We start from the raw sequence: 16,329 nt of genomic DNA on the forward strand, positions 1-16,329 counted from the left end.
ATTCACTAATTAAAGTATCAAAAATCCTTATGTTTACTGTCTTTTTTAACTCATTATAAATTTTTACGATAAGCATGTTATTCGTGTACGTTATACGACTTGATTGTATTTGGTGACGATTTAACAGAGAAATTTAATGCATTTCTAACATTTTTAACTGCAATGGGTATCATTGTTGACCCAACAACTCAAGGTATTTCTGATAGTGAACAAGCAATGGATTATGATTCACCGAGATAAAACCCCTACCCTTCTCTTAATCGAGGAGGGTATTTTTTTCGCTTTTTAAGAAAACGTTAATCTTCCTTAAACACTTAAATATGATAAAATATTACATATTTAGTCTATTGGATACATAAAGGGAGGGATTTTAATGGAGCAATTAATTCCGTCATCCACAGTAGGAGTTAAAATCAATGAGTGGTATAAATACATACGGATGTTCGCCGTTCCAGATGCAGAGATATTAAAAGCAGAGGTTGAAGAAGAAATAAAACATATGAAGGAAGATCAAGACTTATTGTTGTATTATTCTCTAATGTGTTTTCGTCATCAGCTAATGCTGGATTACCTTGAACCTAAGTCATTGAATGAAGAACGCCCTAAAATTTCAGACTTATTAGAAAAGATCGAAAGCAGTCAAACAAAGCTTAAAGGTGTCCTGGAATATTACTGCAATTTCTTTAGAGGAATGTACGAATTTGATAAGAAGGATTATATAAAAGCAATAAAGTCATATAAAATTGCTGAGAAAAAGCTCGCTTTAGTAACAGACGAAATTGAACGAGCTGAGTTTTATTTCAAAATGGCTGAAGTGTATTATCACATGAAACAAACCCATGTATCAATGCACTATGCTGAAGCAGCCCTTAACATTTATAAAGACCAAAAAACTTATACTGTTCGCCGAATACAATGTGCTTTTGTTGTAGCAGGCAACTTTGATGATCTGGAAAGTCATGAAAAAGCAGTTCCGCATCTTCAAAGAGCATTAAAAGATTCGAAAGCTATAAACAAGCACAAACTAATTGGTGCATCGTTATATAATTTGGGGAACTGTTATTATAAGATGAAAGAGTATGACAAAGCTGCTGAATATATTGAACAAGCAGTCTCATTGTACGAAAACGATAAAAGTGACCTTCTCCCTCATACGTTATTTACACTGACACAAATTTACTTCAAAATGAAGGATATTGAAAAAGCCTTTATTCTTTATAAAAAAGGAATCGAGAAAGCACAAGCCATTAACGATGATGTCTTAGTTGCTGAGTTTAATTACTTAAAGGCTTTATATATCGACTCTATAGATAAACGCACAGTTTTCCGAACTTTTTCTGTACTTAAAGATAATGTAATGTATCCAGATTTAGAGGAATTAGCACTCGACACGGCTAATTATTGTAAGGAGATAGGGCAATTTGAAAACTCAACCACCTTTTTTGACGTCATGGTGGATGCCCGAATCCAAATACAAAGAGGAGAGTGTTTATATGAAATTTAAACTTGCATTAGCCACCTTGTCAGTTGTCGTTGGATTAGCAATTTTTAGTGGCTTTTCATCCTCGAATGACAAAGAGTTCCATGAAGCTAAAAGGAATATTACTTCTATTCAACCGACCAAGTTTTTTGTTTAATATTTAACCCATTAGAAACATTACCGAGCAATGGGTGCTACTAATTTGTCAACTCTTGATTAATCATTAGCTAATTAAACTAAAAAGACCGCACTACGAAATACAGTCAGTGTGGTCTTTTGTCTTCAAAATAAAATTTTAATGGAAAGTTTGTTACCACATATGCAAAGCAAGAAACGAAAGCCCCCATGCTAATATGCCGAACATTACGAAGAACCTAAGAAAAGTTTCATATTTTGTAAGTCTTCGTTCTCTTTTTATTTTACTCAATCTCCAATAAAAGGCGTAGCCGGAGAACAATAAAATTATTTGTCCCAGTTGTGACACAGATTCTAAAAATTCTATCCCATTCATTGATTTTCACCTCGTTTATTTATGAGAAAAGTAGGTTTTATTATCTCAGATGAAAAAACCATTTCCAACTGTTTAAGTAAAAATAAGTAAGCCATACTGTGTCTAATGGTATAAGAAAAGATGTCCTCTGTGTCTAGTAAAACCATAGTGTATGGTGGCAGAATACGTTATGTTTCTCTATTAAAATTAGCAAATTAACATTGTAGTTTTATCATCTTAACTTTATGATGTATGTCCACCAGTCAGCCCTGCTCTGTGAAGCGCAGTACCAGCAGATGTATAAGAAACTGCTCTAAGAATCGCTTTCGAATTGTTTTGGCTCGGTGAAATCCACCACCAAGATCATCTTTACTGTATCCAATACCCAGGCTGATTGTTCGACCAGCTTTGTTGTTTGCACCCTTACCGGAAAACTCGGTGTCATCTAGGTCAGCTACAGACTTAAACGCTTTTTTAAGCTTCACCATTTGCGACCTTAGTTCCTTGTACTCTTTAGTTCTTTTGTCTGCTTCTGAGAGCAATGAATCAGCTTCAAATACCTTCATTTCATTCTCCTTTCAAGCCTACTCTATGTAAATTTTACCACAGTAATCTATTTGAATAACAGAAAAAGACAGCCAAAATGACTGTCTTATACATCACACTATCTTGTTCTATAATAATTTTCTGCGGTATAGTAGCGCCAATCCCAAAAAGGTTCCCCATTGGCCAATATATACCGGTCTAAAAATTTTTCAAAGTTTAAATTTAATGGATTATATTCTAAACCACTTTCAAATATATAGAGATAGTTGGGATCACCTTGGTTCACTTTATCTTTATCGATCATTAAATGGCATTCTTCCAATAAGTAGCCAATTGGAATACCATTGATATCTTCAAACAAATCCTCATATTTTAACTCCTCTTCAATCTCTTCAAGGCTAAATAGCTGAAGTCCTCCACCTATATTCTCCCCATCAGAAAGAATCTCAAAAATTTTCGCACCGTTATGCAGTGTCATGAACTTCTGATAATCCTCTGGAAGTGTAATCTGATGTTTAGCTTCAAAGCTTTGAATGTCGTTAAGGGTTGCTTTGTCCGGTGAAAAAGTAACAAGGCATTCCATGGTATCTCCTTCAGAACAAAACAATTGAATGGCTCCTTTTTCATCTAAAAGACTTTTCAAGCCATTTACAGTCTTATGAACAAAGTTAGTCACATACATCACCCCTTTATTTCCTTTTAACAATAACCTTTCAAATTCCAAAAGTTGTGGACAGATCGTGATAGGCGCTCTTTTCAATGAATATAATGCAATAAATTCTAAAAAGAGGTGCCTCCAAAAAAGTGAATTCTCTAATGAATGATGACATGGTAAAGATCATTAGAAATGGCCTTAGCGCATCGCAGCATCCAAAGCACATTCTTGTTATAGGAGCTGGATTGTCCGGGCTTGTATCAGCAACTTTGCTGAAATATGCCGGTCACAGAGTAACGATTCTCGAAGCGAGCGGCAGAGCGGGCGGCCGTGTCTGCACTTTAAGATCTCCCTTTAGTGATGATTTGTATTTCAACCCTGGCCCGATGCGCATACCGAATAACCATTCGTTAACCTTAGAGTATATAAAAAAATTCAAATTGCCAACAAATGTATTTATCAATAGAACCCCTATGGACATCATTTATGCAAATGGAATCAAAACACGTCTCCAAGTTTTTGAGCGAGCTCCTGGAATATTGAGATACCCAGTTGCACCAAATGAACAAGGGAAAACGTCTGAAGAGCTGATGCTTTCTTTACTGCAGCCTATTCTAAATTTTATCAATCAAAATCCAGCGAGAAATTGGCGGATTGTCGAAGAGCAATACAAAAATCATTCGTTAAGCTCTTTTTTAAACACGTATTTTTCATATGGCGCGATCGATATGATCGGTGTACTTTTGGATATGGAAGCGTATATGGGGATGTCCCTTGTTGAAGTATTGCGGGAATCTATCTTTTTTTCTTCACCCGCTCACTTCTATGAGATAACTGGCGGCATGGATCTGCTGCCTCACGCGTTTCTTCCTCAATTAAAAACAAACATTCTATACCATCAAAAAATGATGAAAATTTCTCAGGGTGAAAATCGTGTTACGATCCATTGTCAGCATCAACAAACGGCAGAATTCACATCATTCACAGCTGATCTCGCTATTGTAACCATTCCTTTTTCAACATTGCGATTTGTAAAAGTCGAACCATACCATTCATTCTCGTACTATAAACGGAGGGCAATCCGTGAGCTAAACTATATCAGTGCAACAAAAATCGGCATAGAGTTTAAAAGCCGATTTTGGGAAAAAGCCGGGCAGCGCGGCGGCAAATCTATTACTGATCTACCGATTCGTTTTTCGTATTATCCAAGCAGAAATATTGGAGCAAATGGACATGCCGTCATTCTGGCCAGTTATACTTGGGCTGATGAGGCACTGATATGGGACAGTCTTTCAGAAGGAGAGCGAATCCAGTATACTTTACTGAATTTATCTGAAATCTATGGTGATATTGTGTGGTCTGAATTTGTGTCTGGCACTTCTTTTAGCTGGAGCCAGTACCCGTATTCTGCGGGAGGTTTTACAGCTTTCGAACCAGGACAAGAATTAGAGCTGTATCCCTATATTCCTGTCCCTGAGGGCAGAGTTCATTTCGCCGGAGAACACGCCTCACTCACTCATGCGTGGATGCAAGGCGCGATTGAATCTGGAATACGTGTTGCTTATGAGGTCAATCGCTTACCTTAGATCATGCTCACCTTCTGTACTAAAAGATTATTACATTTCATATAATAAGATCTTGATTAGACGGACAAATTCAATCACAAAAACAAAGTAATCCTTGCATTCCTTCGCCCTCCATGCTATATTCATATAGCGATGAGCTGAATTGTGTAAGCCGATGTACACGCCTTTATGGCATACACGAATGTGGCGTGTGGTGCATCGCCTCAATACGCAAAGACGTTTGCCTTAGGCAAACGTCTTTTTTGTGTTATCCGATTTTTGTGCCGTTTGAAACAGGCTGATCCGGCTGCAAAAGGACGACATCGCCCTGGCCGGGTATGCCGCCGAGGACCAAGACTTCCGATTTAAATCCGGCGATCCGGCGGGGCGGAAAGTTCACGACTGCTATGACTTGCTTGTTGACGAGACCTTCCGGCTGATAACGCTTCGTGATCTGCGCGCTCGATTGTTTTATGCCGATTTCTGTCCCAAAATCTATTACAAGCTTGATTGCCGGTACTCTTGCTTCAGGAAATTCTTCCGCTTTTAGAATTGTTCCCGTTCTGATATCCAATTTCTCAAAGTCTTCAATGACTGCCATATCAATAACTCCTTTTTCTCCTATTGTAAAGGAGATATTCAAGATTCGTTTAACCAAAGAGCCATTATTTTTTATCTGAATATAAGGTGTTTCGATACAGTCGGGGCGGCATTCCTGTGCTTTTTGTGAACCATCTTGTAAAAGAAGAAAGGTTTTGAAAGCCCAGCGCCCCGCTCACGAAGGTAAGGGTTTCATTTCTCTCCATCAGCATTCGTTTTGCTTCCTCAAGGCGAAGGTCGGCAATATAGTTCTGCGGGGACTTCCCTGTCTGTTTTTTGAACCAGCTTGAATAGTAAGCTGGGTGATAATGCTCGATTTCTGCCAGCTTCTTAATCGTCAGCCGCTCAAATAAATGGCTGTGAATGTATGCAATTGAGGCATAGCTATGGGATTGAAGCTTTTCTTTTATGTATTGTACTAGCATATGAAGCGAGTTGGCTGTTCCGGCCTTTGCTTCCTCTGTCAGCAAGTACCTGATCGAAGACCAGAAAGGATCGAGTGCAGCTTCAATTCCCGATCCTGCACGATACTCATCAATTTTCATTGCATGAAGCGGAACATCTAGTACAAGACATTCATTTCTTCCGATAGAACGGAAGCGATGCTCGCACTGCGGCGGAATATATAAAAAATGATCCGGATTTAATTTCACCTGGCGCCCCTCAGTCTCAAGATCTATACTCCCTTCAAGCGGAAAAAGAAATTGGCTGTACGCGTGCTTATGTGAATGATATAGGCGTGTGTATGTCCGTTTTTCGCAAATCATCTCTTGAAGCGAATCCATCAGCAACCCCCTTCCTTTGGTCATCTTTTAATCCGGTAATGGTGTTCCGATATAGGCGAAAATCCGATTTTTTCATATAAAGAAACTGCCGCCAGATTTTCTTTCATCACTTGTAAAAACATGTGTTCCGCTCCGTTGTTTTTTGCCCATTCAGTCAACACCCTGATCACTTGGGTTCCTGCCCCTTTTCCTCTGTGCTCCTCAGCTACAACGATATTACTAAGTCCGCCATAACCATCAATGACAGAAACCGTGCCAAGCGCTGTCAGGCTTTCTTTGTCATACATCTTGAAAAAAGTTTTACACGGCGGCATGCGTTCGAAAATGTGTTTGTAACCTTTGTGACGCTCGGGTGAAAACCCTTCTAATTGAATAAATTCATCTATCCAAACAGATGATGGCTCTTGTTCCCACTTGTATGTAAATCGGCTGTTGTCATTTGTTCGGCTCATAATTGACCGGCACAACGCTGTCATCTGGAAGCACTCGTCTACCTTTTCATAACGGCTGTCTGCCAATGCGTCATCAAGCCCTTTCGGTGATGCGTTGCTAATATGAAAACAAACAGGTAAGCCTAAACTTTGATAAAAAAGTTCGGCCTCTAGCTGAAAATCCCCTTCAGGCATATCCGCAGACGTCCATACGCTATTTGCCCTTTTGGTTACGCCAAAATTCGCTCTGAGAAGCCATTGCCCTATGCTTTTTTGAAAATAAGCCGGCCATGAAGCTGCCGCTAATCGTTCAATCTTGTGAATGTCATCCATTGCATAATGCCTCTCCCCTATGTATACTCCCTTGATATTATACAATATTCAGAAATATAAGACATCCATTTATTTGTTTACATAATATTTTTATTGTTTATTAATAATCCTGACAAAAATGTCCTAATTGAAAATGACAGGCTTTCTAAAATGTCCTCCTCACGTTCAAATGCTTCTTTTGCGATTAAAGCAGTAAAGCCATGCAGCAGGCTTCTGAGCCCCCTTGTCGCATGAATGGCAGTCTTTTCACTTGCATAGCCGTTTTCAATGAGCAGCTTCGTCACAAGACAGACAATTTGGTCAGAGACGATTTCCGTCCGTTTGTCCTGAACCTTAAGCAGAGCCGCTTCATAATATCCGGGATTTTCAATTGCAAAATCAACATATGCATGAGCTAAAGAAAGCATAGCGGAATCTCCCTTTCGTTCGGTTACGGAGTCCGCCATTTGATCAAAAAGCTTTGTCAGTCCTCTGACAGCAAGTTCTGCTCTGATCGCTTGCAGCCCGTTGATATGGTTATACAATGACGGGGGGCGAACATTCATTTTTTTAGAAAGTGCGGCAAGTGAGACACCATTTACCCCTTCCTGATCGGCAATCTCTGCTGCAGCGTCTACAATCATTTTTTGGGTCAAACCTATTCTCGGTGACATGCTCATCATCCTTTCTTTGCTTTTTGGATCGCCTGTCTCATCCGCTCTGAAGGTGATCGCAGGAATTTTCCATGTCCGACAGCGAGACAGGAAGGCGCCTTATCTGCGAGCAATTGTGCACTTTTGATGGCCTCCTCCTTATTCCATGTGGCGAAAGCGGGAAAAGGAAACGCCCATTTTATCTGACCTGATACAGCGATTCCTCCGCGCAACTGAAACGCATCTCCTGCTATTAAAGTGCCGTTTCTTGTATCAAGAAATGACATGCTGCCCGGTGTATGGCCCGGTGTTGGAATGGCAAGCAGAGAACCAATTGTTTCACCGCCCGTCAGCAGTTGGTGAGGCTTTGTTTGTATGTGTTTCGGAATACCTCCTTTTATAGGCGTCTGCGGCTCATCTTGCCGCAAGGATGTGTCACCTTGGAGCAAGAATGAATCCCGTTCCGAGATCATGACCTTTGCATGCGGAAATGTTTGTGCCAATGTATCCAGTGATCCGACATGGTCCCCATGTGCATGAGTCAGTAAAATATGCTGAAGCGGTTTTCCAAGCTGATTCACAGCTTGAATAATCCCTTTATAGCTGCCTGGCAGTGCGGCATCAATAAGGGTGACTTCGTTTTCTTCCTCTACTAAATAGCAATTAACCGGAAACAATGCTGGAAAAAAAGTCAGCTGCCAAACCGTTTGGTACTGAGTAATTCTCATCTTTTTATTCCTCCTAACAAAAACTAATGACGTTAGTTTTATTATTAACTAACACCATTAGTTTTTCAAGAGTTTATTATTTTTTTATCGCTACATAAATGTTAACTTGTGCTCGCTGTGGCACTGCGGCATTTTGATCATACATCTCAAAGTCACCTGTAAACGTGCGCAGATGCCGCTTATCCCAAGTCCAAATTTCCTTCCACGTTTCAAGCACAATCTCTTCAATAGGACCGATTCTGGAAGTGAAAACGGCGTAAGCGGAAGCCGGCAAATCAATGTTTTCATATGGTCCCGGAAGAATGTCGTCGTATTCCTGAAACGTTCCGACTGAAAACGTATAAAACCCATTCGTCTCTTGTTCATAATTCGAATATAAGGCAATAATGCTCTTGTCTTTTTCAGCCTGTGATAAAAGAGCGCTCATATCCTGCTTCCAGAATTGATCCCACAGTGCCGGAATCCTCCTTTCTTCCGTCATTTCCAGTGCGTTGCTTGTCCGTTGTGACAGTCCGGCAAATCGTTTCCAGTCTAAGTGTGTTATATGTGAAAAGCCCATACGATCTCCTCCTTTTTTTAAGATTATAGACAAAGAAACCTGACAGCAGTGTGTCAGGTTTCATATATTCTTTGCATGTGATGAATGGTTTCTTTTACTTTATCCCGTATATGAAGAGGCTGCAGAACCTCAATATCCTTTCCGAACTGGAGCAAAAAACCGATCAGCCATTGATCTTCTGGAAGTGAAATCACCGCCTGGCAGATTTTATCTTCCTCACAACAGTGAAGGACATCATATCCGAACCATTCACCTATGCGCTGACGTGCTGACGGCTGAACAAGAATAACCAATTCAGTTAAACGGTCCTTTTGGTACCAACTCTTATCCCATGGCAAAGTGTCCAGCTGAATGTCTTTTCTGATAAAGGTCTGATGTAAGATGGCCAGATCTTTCATCCGGTTCAGTTTAAAAAAGCGAAAATCATTTCTCACCAAGCAATAAGCGTATAAATACCAGTGCCCCGCCTTGCAAACCAATGTATAAGGTTCAGTTTCACGAAGAAGAGTTTCCCCGCTTGCGCTTGTATATGTAAAAGATATCGTTGACAACCGATCGATGGCAGCGCTTATTTTCTCACGAAGCGCCTTTTGATCCTCGGTATGGCCCCATGCCGTCATGTCAATAAACCATTTTTCTGTTTGGTGCTTAAATGCTTGAGCAGATTGCTCAGGTATAAGGTGTTTGATTTTTTGATAGGCTGTGCTGTGAGAAACGGGTTCATACATAGATGAAACGCTTTGCAAAGCGGAAGCAATTGCAAACAATTCCTCCTCCTTCAGCCACTCTCTTTCAAGCCGATACGTTTCCATGATGCCAATTCCGCCCCCGGAACCCTGTGAGGTCACAATCGGAATACCAGCCCTATTGATCGTCTCAATATCACGGTAAATTGTTCTGACAGATACTTCAAACAGCTCAGCAAGCTCTGCAGCCTGCACTTGTTTTTTGCTGATCAATAACACAACCATCGCTAACAAACGTTCCAGTTTCATTCTGCGCACCTTTTCTTCTTGTATTTTCCAACAAAACAATCATAACATTTTGATAAAGCTTGGGCATATCTATTATGCGGCGGAATACACCTCGCATATGCTATGAAAACAGGGGTTTCCCCTTCTTTTTTGTGTTCAGTATTTTATTTCAGCTACTATTTCCAACCGGATAAGCATACACTTCTCAACGGAGGGGATTTCACATCATGCATCTTACATTTCAGAGCGTTTATCCTGCCATGATCATCATCTTTTTTCTGTATAAAAAAATTAAAAGGTCCATCGGATACCAGCCGCTGAAGCCCCGCTGGCTGTTCACTCGCGTCATTCTTTTCTCGCTGTTTGCTTTTGGCCTTTCAATCTTCAGCGCCATTCACCCTTTTTTATATGGATATCTCATTTTGGGCATTCTTGGCGGATGGCTCCTTGTCTTTTTCGCTAAGAAAAACATCTCCTTTGAAAAACGCAGAGGAAAGATCTATTTTCGGACTCATATTTGGGTAGAAATGATTCTCTTAACCTTATTCCTGTCAAGATTTCTATATCGAGTGACAGAGCTTTATCTTACCTCGCCTGATCTAAACCGCCTTGGATCATACAGTCAGTCAATCGGAACGGACCCTCTGACAATTGGCGTCTGTTTTCTGATAGCCGTTTATTATATCGGTTTTTCTTCTTTTGTCATCAAGCTCAGCAGAAACGAACTCGAACAGCACGGACACAATAAAGAAAAAGACATCCTTGCCCGCTAACAGCGAGTTAAGCAAGGATGTCTTTTTCAATCATGCTGCGTATGATGGATCATTTGCTGAAGAACATCTAAAACATGTTCATCCTCCGGAGAGTAATAAATCGATGTTCCTTCTCTGCGCGATTTGACAAGCCGAAGATTTTTCAAAAATCTAAGCTGGTGGGACACGGTGGATTGCAGTAAATTCAGCTTTTCTGCAATTCCGTTTACAGCATGCTCACCCTGGGACAATAAATGGAGAATCCTGATTCGGGTTGGATCAGAAAGCGCTTTGAATGTTTGCGCGACTAGAAACAGCGTCTCCTCGTCCAGATCAGCAGCCGATTGTTCCGTTTCTCTAAATTCAGTCATATGTATCACCTTTCTTTATTCATAGTTTTATCTTATAACAAATGCGCTTGAGTGCAAACCAGCCTGCTTGTATTCCATTTCAATCTCATAGTTTAAATTTATGTTTCAAATCAGGTTTTTACTTGGTCTGATATACCGTCTTATGTCATAATAAAAAAGGTCATACTGCTCCAAACATTGAGGGTGAAACACAGTGAAGAAAAAGAGAAAAGGCTGTTTCGCTGCTGCGGGTTTTATGATGATTTTTGTCTTTGTCATCGCCTCTTTTTTATTGGTCCTGCTTTTTTTCAACCGGGATTTAATCAAAAAACTTCCGATCGATACGAAAACGATTGTTTTGGAACGTTTAACCGATTACAAACCCTTGGTGGAAGAAGAGCTTGAAAGCCAAGGACTCTCTAATTATACATCACTCATATTAGGCATGATGTATCAGGAGTCAAAAGGAAAAGGCAATGATCCCATGCAGTCCTCTGAATCTCTGGGGTTAAAACGCAATGAGATAACAGACCCTCAACTCAGTGTTAAACAAGGCATCAAGCAATTTACCCTCATGTACAAGACCGGTAAGGAAAAAGGCGTGGATTTGGATACCATTATTCAAAGCTACAACATGGGGGCAGGTTACATTGATTTTGTAGCTGAACATGGAGGAACGCATACTGAGGAATTGGCAAAACAATACTCCGAGCAGCAAGTCAAAAAAAATCCTGATCTGTATACTTGCGGGGGAAATGCGAAAAATTTCCGCTATCCGTATTGCTACGGTGATTATACGTATGCAGAAAAAGTAAAAGAAAAAACAAAAACTGTTGAAGAATCTTTGCAGGTTGCAACACTTGAAACCATGGAATCCAAGGCTCATGAATAAGAGTCTATCAATTTACTGACAAAAGCCCAAAAATGAATTTGGGCTTTTGCCATGTTTACACGTAAAAAAAGCCATACTGAGTATGGCTTTTAATAATACGGTGAAATCATCAAATATACAATAACGCCTGTAAGGCTTACATACAGCCATAGAGGCATTGTCCATCTCGCAATTTTTTTATGGCGCTCCACCTGCATGCTGAAGCCTCTGATCAGCGTAAACAGCGCAAGCGGCACAATAATTGCAGAAAGGCAGATATGTGTAATTAAAATAAAGAAATAAATCGGGCGCATAATACCTTCTCCGCCATAGAGCGTGTTTTCCGCAATCGAGTGGTACGTCACATAGCAAATCAAAAATAGTAATGTTGTTGTGAACGCAGCCAAAATAAAGCGTTTGTGAGCTTTGATATTTTTCTGTTTAATCATAATCAGCGCGGCCAATAAGAAGATAAACGTAAAGCTATTGAATATCGCATTCAGCATTGGCAAAATGTGAATATTCGCATGGCTGAACTGATCTAATTTAGGCATAAAAAACAGCACTGCGATTAAACCGTTAATCAGAACTGTCAGCGTAAGGACAATCCCCGTGTAATTTTTCGGTTTATTTTCTGTTTGGTTCATTTGGTGACCTCTCCTAATTTGTACTGGCTATCCAAATCGTATGCAAATTCAAAGAAGATGTCAACGGTTTCGATTGCTTCGTCAGAAATTAGACACACTTCAAAGGCCGGAGGCTATTAGCCCCGGCCTGTTAGGTTTACGCCTCTTTTATCAAATGTTCAATGACCTTATATTCATTTTCATTCAGCAGGTTCTTTTGAATTTTCGAATGAATGGGTTTATTCATATGCTGATCCAAGATATCGGCCGTTTCTTTATCCCCGGCAATAACCATTCGTTCCCATCTTTTCGCGGCAGCTTTTTGATCAAGGCTGGCAGCCAGCCGCTTATACAGTCTCGATTGGTTCTCTGTTACATGTTCCCTCATCCGGTTCTCTTCAAATCGTGCCGCTTTGTCTACAGCTGAATGGCAATTCTTCCAAGATTCATTGATCATATCATACTCATAACGCTCCACCGCCTCAATTTTCCCTAAAACGGTTTCAATAATTTTCACTTCATGCTGCTGAGTTAAAATAAACGCCGTACTTGGGTATGTCTGGCGCAAACCCTTTAGCTGATCCAGGACAGCTGTTTCTTCCCAGTAAAATCTTGTATCTACAGGGACTTGAAGCTTAATAGGCTCCCATATGCCGCTGTCGGAAACAAAAAACACGAGACTGCGGGGCATGTCTTTTCCTATTGCATTCAAGTATTGATTCATTTTAGCTCTGATTCCATCCAGACACTTTTCCTCCTCTGGATCACTAACTGCCAAATACTCTTTTAATCGGCTGAATCCTGACTTTAGGGCAATCTTCCATTCTCCCCCCTGCTGCTCTGGATCTCTCATGTCTGTATTGAGATACAGGGAGAGAATTTTATCCGGCGGTTCCAATTGGACATACTGTAATTTGTTAATCAATGAATCAATCGCCATTCTGATTCCTCCTTTTTCACAGGTTAGTTTTCTTTTTCCTCTCTTAAAAACGATCAAACCTGACTTTGCGCTAATTTCTAGTAATAATGGAATTGTTGTTTACAATACGCCTCTCTTCTAATACAATTGGTAACTGTGTTTCTAAGCTGTTTTTTGAAAGGAGTTTGATCTTGTTTACTATTAAAGAAAAAAATCGTCAAGAGCTTGAGGAAGAACTAAATGATTTAGAATTTCAAATTTATCGCATGCAGGAAAATATGAAGGATTTATCTAAAGATGCCAAAGTGCTTGGTATTGATCAATCGAACAATGAAGAATGGATGATTGTTTCCTCGATTGATGATGGCCAAACATGCAAAATTATGCTAACTGATTGTAAAACGGCTTACCGAGGAAAAGGCTGTTTTTCACTTGTAGCGTCTTACAAGGACGATGCCATTCATATAGGCGATATAAAAGGCCCTCCGAATCACGGGTTTGGTTCCATTTGCATGAAATATTTAAAAGATATAGCAAGAGACCACAATATACCGAAAGTCACAGGAGACATCGCCAAACGGGATTGGAATCATGTAGACCGGCTGATTCACTTTTATGAAAAACATCAATTCAAAGTATGTATCGATCATGATACCCAATCCGGCAGCATTAAGTGGGTTGATTTGTAAAAAAGTCTGGAAGAAAGAGCCAAGATATGCTGTAATGGTATAAAACCATTGATGGAGGGTTCTATGTACGCCTCAAAACTGAAAATGGGAGACGAAATCCGGATCGTGTCTCCCGCGACCAGCATGTCTATATTATCAAATGAAGCAAAAACCCAAGCAAAAACGGCGTTAGAACGCTTAGGTTATCGGGTAACCATCGCTGAACACGCAAATGAATGTAATGAATTTGATTCATCATCTATCGAGTCAAGAGTCCATGATCTGCACGCTGCCTTTTTTGATCCAGGCGTCAAAGCGATTTTAACGACACTCGGAGGGTTTAATTCAAATCAGCTGCTGCGTTATCTTGATTACGAGAAAATCAAACGGCATCCAAAAATTCTGTGCGGCTATTCCGATATAACCGCTCTTTGCAACGCTATTTATCGAAAAACGGGTCTTGTTACGTATTCAGGCCCCTTCTTTTCAACATTTGCAATGAAAAAAGGGCTTCATTATACACAAGAGTATTTTCTTTCTTGCTGCGCTTCAGACGATCCGTTTGAAATTCACCCCTCAAGTGAGTGGAGCGATGATCGCTGGTTTTTGGATCAAGAAAACAGGCGTTTTTATCCTAATAACGGCCCTGTTGTAATCCAAGAAGGTTATGCGGAAGGCACTTTAATTGGCGGAAACTTATGCACGCTTAATTTGCTGCAGGGAACGGAGTATTTTCCCGAAACAGAACATACTATTTTATTGATTGAAGATGATTATATGTCAGACATCCATATGTTTGACCGCGATCTGCAATCACTCATCCACCTCCCCGCTTTTTCACATGTAAAGGCGATTTTGATCGGCAGATTTCAGAAAGCATCAAACGTATCAATGGATCTAGTAAAAGCCATGATCGAAACAAAAAAAGAATTATCCGGCATCCCGATCATCGCAAATATAAATGCCGGACATACCTCGCCAATTGCCACGTTCCCTATAGGAGGAACATGCAGGATTGAAGCTATTTCGGGTACATCACGAATATGGATTGATAAACATTAATCAGCTTGTAAATTTTTTTACAAGCTTTTTTAGCGCAATCGGTTATGCATGCCGCACGAGACATGACAAATGTCATATAGGAGGCATGATGTGTGCTACTACAAAAGACTTCTCTCATTAGCGTATACTGAACCGAGACACACAATGAGAGGATACTTACTATGACTGAACAAACCATTGCACATAAGCAAAAACAGCTGACAAAGCAAGTCGCTGCATTTGCTCAGCCTGAAACAAAAAACAGCCTGATTCAGCTTTTAAACACGTTTATTCCATTCTTCGGCCTGTGGTTTCTTGCTTATCTCAGCCTCGATGTCTCCTATCTTCTTACGTTAGCATTAACGGTGATTGCCGCAGGTTTTCTGACAAGAATTTTTATCATCTTCCATGACTGCTGCCATCAATCTTTTTTCAAACAAAAACGCTATAACCACATTCTCGGTTTTCTGACAGGTGTCCTGACTTTATTCCCGTATCTTCAATGGCAGCACAGCCATTCGATTCATCATGCGACTAGCAGCAATCTGGATAAACGCGGAACAGGAGACATCTGGATGTTAACAGTAAACGAATATAAAGCTGCATCCAGACGAACAAAGCTTGCATACAGACTTTATAGAAACCCGTTTATCATGTTTATTCTCGGACCGATTTATGTTTTTCTGATCACGAACCGTTTTAACAAAAAAGGCGCAAGACGCAAGGAACGTGTAAACACATACCTTACGAATCTGGCAATTGTCGCGTTGGCTGCTGCTTGCTGTCTGATCTTTGGCTGGCAATCGTTTTTACTGGTGCAAGGCCCGATATTTCTGATTTCAGGTTCAATCGGTGTTTGGCTGTTTTATGTGCAGCATACCTTTGAAGATTCTTATTTTGAAGCGGATGAAAACTGGAGCTACGTTCAGGCTGCTGTTGAAGGCAGTTCATTTTATAAACTCCCGAAACTGCTTCAATGGCTAACAGGCAATATTGGTTACCACCACGTTCATCATTTGAGTCCAAAGGTGCCTAACTATAAGCTTGAAGTTGCTCATGAACATCACGAACCATTAAAAAACGTACCGACAATCACCTTAAAAACAAGCCTGCAATCACTTGCGTTCCGTCTATGGGATGAAGATAACAAACAGTTTGTGTCATTTCGGGCTATAAAACATATACCTGTAAGCCTTCCGCCTGATTCACCAGAAAAACAGAAGCTGCGGAAGAATGCCTGATGATAAAGGAGGTCTTCTAATATACTAGAAGGCTTCCTTTTTATTGTTGGAGGGTGCATTCTGGCTTTCACAATGATAAAGTT

General features: G+C 40.3%; 21 protein-coding genes and 2 pseudogenes. 9 read left to right on the forward strand and 14 right to left on the reverse strand.

What is annotated here, in order from left to right:
• Window positions 1-99 precede the first annotated feature (99 nt).
• From NSQ16_RS10340 to NSQ16_RS10350, 3 genes are all read left to right on the forward strand, one after another.
• Window positions 100-240 carry a phage holin gene (locus tag NSQ16_RS10340; RefSeq protein ID WP_134982818.1) on the forward strand — a complete coding sequence of 47 codons (141 nt, stop codon included), beginning with the start codon at window positions 100-102 and terminating at the stop codon, window positions 238-240.
• Between the two features lie 133 nt (window positions 241-373).
• Entirely contained in the window at window positions 374-1,504 is a 1,131-nt protein-coding gene (locus tag NSQ16_RS10345) for a tetratricopeptide repeat protein (RefSeq protein ID WP_134982820.1), read from the forward strand.
• Window positions 1,494-1,637, forward strand: a complete 144-nt coding sequence (locus tag NSQ16_RS10350) for a hypothetical protein (protein ID WP_153801665.1) — start codon at window positions 1,494-1,496, stop codon at window positions 1,635-1,637. The genes NSQ16_RS10345 and NSQ16_RS10350 overlap by 11 nt, the downstream gene beginning before the upstream one ends.
• Window positions 1,638-1,790: 153 nt before the next feature.
• On the opposite strand, the gene NSQ16_RS10355 is transcribed toward NSQ16_RS10350, so the two are convergent.
• From NSQ16_RS10355 to NSQ16_RS10370, 4 genes and pseudogenes are all read right to left on the reverse strand, one after another.
• The gene (locus NSQ16_RS10355) at window positions 1,791-1,991 is read right to left on the reverse strand and encodes a hypothetical protein (protein ID WP_021481449.1); all 201 of its coding nucleotides are present in this window, start codon (window positions 1,989-1,991) and stop codon (window positions 1,791-1,793) included.
• A 222-nt stretch (window positions 1,992-2,213) separates the two neighbouring features.
• Window positions 2,214-2,386 (reverse strand): annotated as a pseudogene (locus tag NSQ16_RS10360) (hypothetical protein); the annotation flags it as partial.
• A pseudogene (locus tag NSQ16_RS10365) lies at window positions 2,381-2,536 on the reverse strand (T7SS effector LXG polymorphic toxin); the annotation flags it as partial. The pseudogenes NSQ16_RS10360 and NSQ16_RS10365, both read right to left, overlap by 6 nt.
• A 98-nt stretch (window positions 2,537-2,634) precedes the next feature.
• Window positions 2,635-3,192, reverse strand: a complete 558-nt coding sequence (locus tag NSQ16_RS10370; RefSeq protein WP_029318053.1) for an SMI1/KNR4 family protein — start codon at window positions 3,190-3,192, stop codon at window positions 2,635-2,637.
• Between the two features lie 128 nt (window positions 3,193-3,320).
• Between NSQ16_RS10370 and NSQ16_RS10375 the strand changes: the two genes are divergently transcribed.
• Complete coding sequence (locus tag NSQ16_RS10375) at window positions 3,321-4,757, forward strand: flavin monoamine oxidase family protein (RefSeq protein ID WP_131227505.1); 1,437 nt, start codon at window positions 3,321-3,323, stop codon at window positions 4,755-4,757.
• Between the two features lie 247 nt (window positions 4,758-5,004).
• Here NSQ16_RS10375 and csaA read toward each other — a convergent pair whose 3' ends face one another.
• The 7 genes from csaA to NSQ16_RS10410 form a co-directional block, all read right to left on the reverse strand.
• Window positions 5,005-5,337 carry a chaperone CsaA gene (csaA, locus tag NSQ16_RS10380; protein ID WP_230488203.1) on the reverse strand — a complete coding sequence of 111 codons (333 nt, stop codon included), beginning with the start codon at window positions 5,335-5,337 and terminating at the stop codon, window positions 5,005-5,007.
• A 64-nt stretch (window positions 5,338-5,401) separates the two neighbouring features.
• The gene (locus NSQ16_RS10385) at window positions 5,402-6,127 is read right to left on the reverse strand and encodes a helix-turn-helix domain-containing protein (RefSeq protein ID WP_122895469.1); all 726 of its coding nucleotides are present in this window, start codon (window positions 6,125-6,127) and stop codon (window positions 5,402-5,404) included.
• Between the two features lie 14 nt (window positions 6,128-6,141).
• The gene (locus tag NSQ16_RS10390; protein WP_122895470.1) at window positions 6,142-6,885 is read right to left on the reverse strand and encodes a GNAT family N-acetyltransferase; all 744 of its coding nucleotides are present in this window, start codon (window positions 6,883-6,885) and stop codon (window positions 6,142-6,144) included.
• A gap of 77 nt (window positions 6,886-6,962) precedes the next feature.
• The gene (locus NSQ16_RS10395; RefSeq protein ID WP_017697555.1) at window positions 6,963-7,538 is read right to left on the reverse strand and encodes a TetR/AcrR family transcriptional regulator; all 576 of its coding nucleotides are present in this window, start codon (window positions 7,536-7,538) and stop codon (window positions 6,963-6,965) included.
• Window positions 7,539-7,543: 5 nt separating this feature from the next.
• Window positions 7,544-8,245 (reverse strand): MBL fold metallo-hydrolase, encoded by a 702-nt coding sequence (locus NSQ16_RS10400; RefSeq protein WP_003231294.1) that lies wholly within the window; start codon window positions 8,243-8,245, stop codon window positions 7,544-7,546.
• Window positions 8,246-8,321: 76 nt separating this feature from the next.
• Entirely contained in the window at window positions 8,322-8,804 is a 483-nt protein-coding gene (locus NSQ16_RS10405) for a GyrI-like domain-containing protein (RefSeq protein WP_327836923.1), read from the reverse strand.
• Window positions 8,805-8,857: 53 nt separating this feature from the next.
• Window positions 8,858-9,799 carry a YafY family protein gene (locus NSQ16_RS10410; RefSeq protein ID WP_327836925.1) on the reverse strand — a complete coding sequence of 314 codons (942 nt, stop codon included), beginning with the start codon at window positions 9,797-9,799 and terminating at the stop codon, window positions 8,858-8,860.
• A 206-nt stretch (window positions 9,800-10,005) separates the two neighbouring features.
• On the opposite strand from NSQ16_RS10410, the gene csk22 reads away from it, so the two are divergent.
• On the forward strand, window positions 10,006-10,551 hold the full coding sequence (csk22, locus tag NSQ16_RS10415; RefSeq protein WP_015251914.1) for a mother cell-specific sporulation protein Csk22: 546 nt from the start codon (window positions 10,006-10,008) through the stop codon (window positions 10,549-10,551).
• A 26-nt stretch (window positions 10,552-10,577) separates the two neighbouring features.
• Here csk22 and czrA read toward each other — a convergent pair whose 3' ends face one another.
• Entirely contained in the window at window positions 10,578-10,901 is a 324-nt protein-coding gene (gene czrA / locus NSQ16_RS10420) for a Zn(II)-responsive metalloregulatory transcriptional repressor CzrA (protein WP_003231284.1), read from the reverse strand.
• 193 nt (window positions 10,902-11,094) lie between these two features.
• Here czrA and NSQ16_RS10425 point away from each other — a divergent pair, with 193 nt between their 5' ends.
• Window positions 11,095-11,772, forward strand: coding sequence for a lysozyme family protein (locus tag NSQ16_RS10425; protein ID WP_003231283.1), 678 nt, complete (start codon window positions 11,095-11,097; stop codon window positions 11,770-11,772).
• Between the two features lie 89 nt (window positions 11,773-11,861).
• Here NSQ16_RS10425 and NSQ16_RS10430 read toward each other — a convergent pair whose 3' ends face one another.
• Together NSQ16_RS10430 and NSQ16_RS10435 are read right to left on the reverse strand one after the other, a co-directional pair.
• A complete protein-coding gene (locus tag NSQ16_RS10430; protein WP_003231280.1) occupies window positions 11,862-12,398 on the reverse strand; it encodes a DUF420 domain-containing protein in 537 nt (178 codons plus the stop codon).
• A gap of 136 nt (window positions 12,399-12,534) precedes the next feature.
• Window positions 12,535-13,317, reverse strand: coding sequence for a VLRF1 family aeRF1-type release factor (locus NSQ16_RS10435; protein ID WP_327836928.1), 783 nt, complete (start codon window positions 13,315-13,317; stop codon window positions 12,535-12,537).
• Window positions 13,318-13,487: 170 nt separating this feature from the next.
• Between NSQ16_RS10435 and NSQ16_RS10440 the strand changes: the two genes are divergently transcribed.
• From NSQ16_RS10440 to desE, 3 genes are all read left to right on the forward strand, one after another.
• Window positions 13,488-13,985 (forward strand): N-acetyltransferase, encoded by a 498-nt coding sequence (locus tag NSQ16_RS10440; protein ID WP_024573291.1) that lies wholly within the window; start codon window positions 13,488-13,490, stop codon window positions 13,983-13,985.
• Between the two features lie 63 nt (window positions 13,986-14,048).
• Complete coding sequence (locus NSQ16_RS10445; protein ID WP_339232179.1) at window positions 14,049-15,026, forward strand: LD-carboxypeptidase; 978 nt, start codon at window positions 14,049-14,051, stop codon at window positions 15,024-15,026.
• 161 nt (window positions 15,027-15,187) lie between these two features.
• On the forward strand, window positions 15,188-16,246 hold the full coding sequence (gene desE, locus NSQ16_RS10450) for a fatty acid desaturase DesE (RefSeq protein ID WP_004399588.1): 1,059 nt from the start codon (window positions 15,188-15,190) through the stop codon (window positions 16,244-16,246).
• Window positions 16,247-16,329 lie beyond the last annotated feature (83 nt).

Origin of the sequence: Bacillus sp. PS108, from assembly GCF_037963335.1 — a bacterium.
Classification (GTDB): domain Bacteria; phylum Bacillota; class Bacilli; order Bacillales; family Bacillaceae; genus Bacillus; species Bacillus subtilis.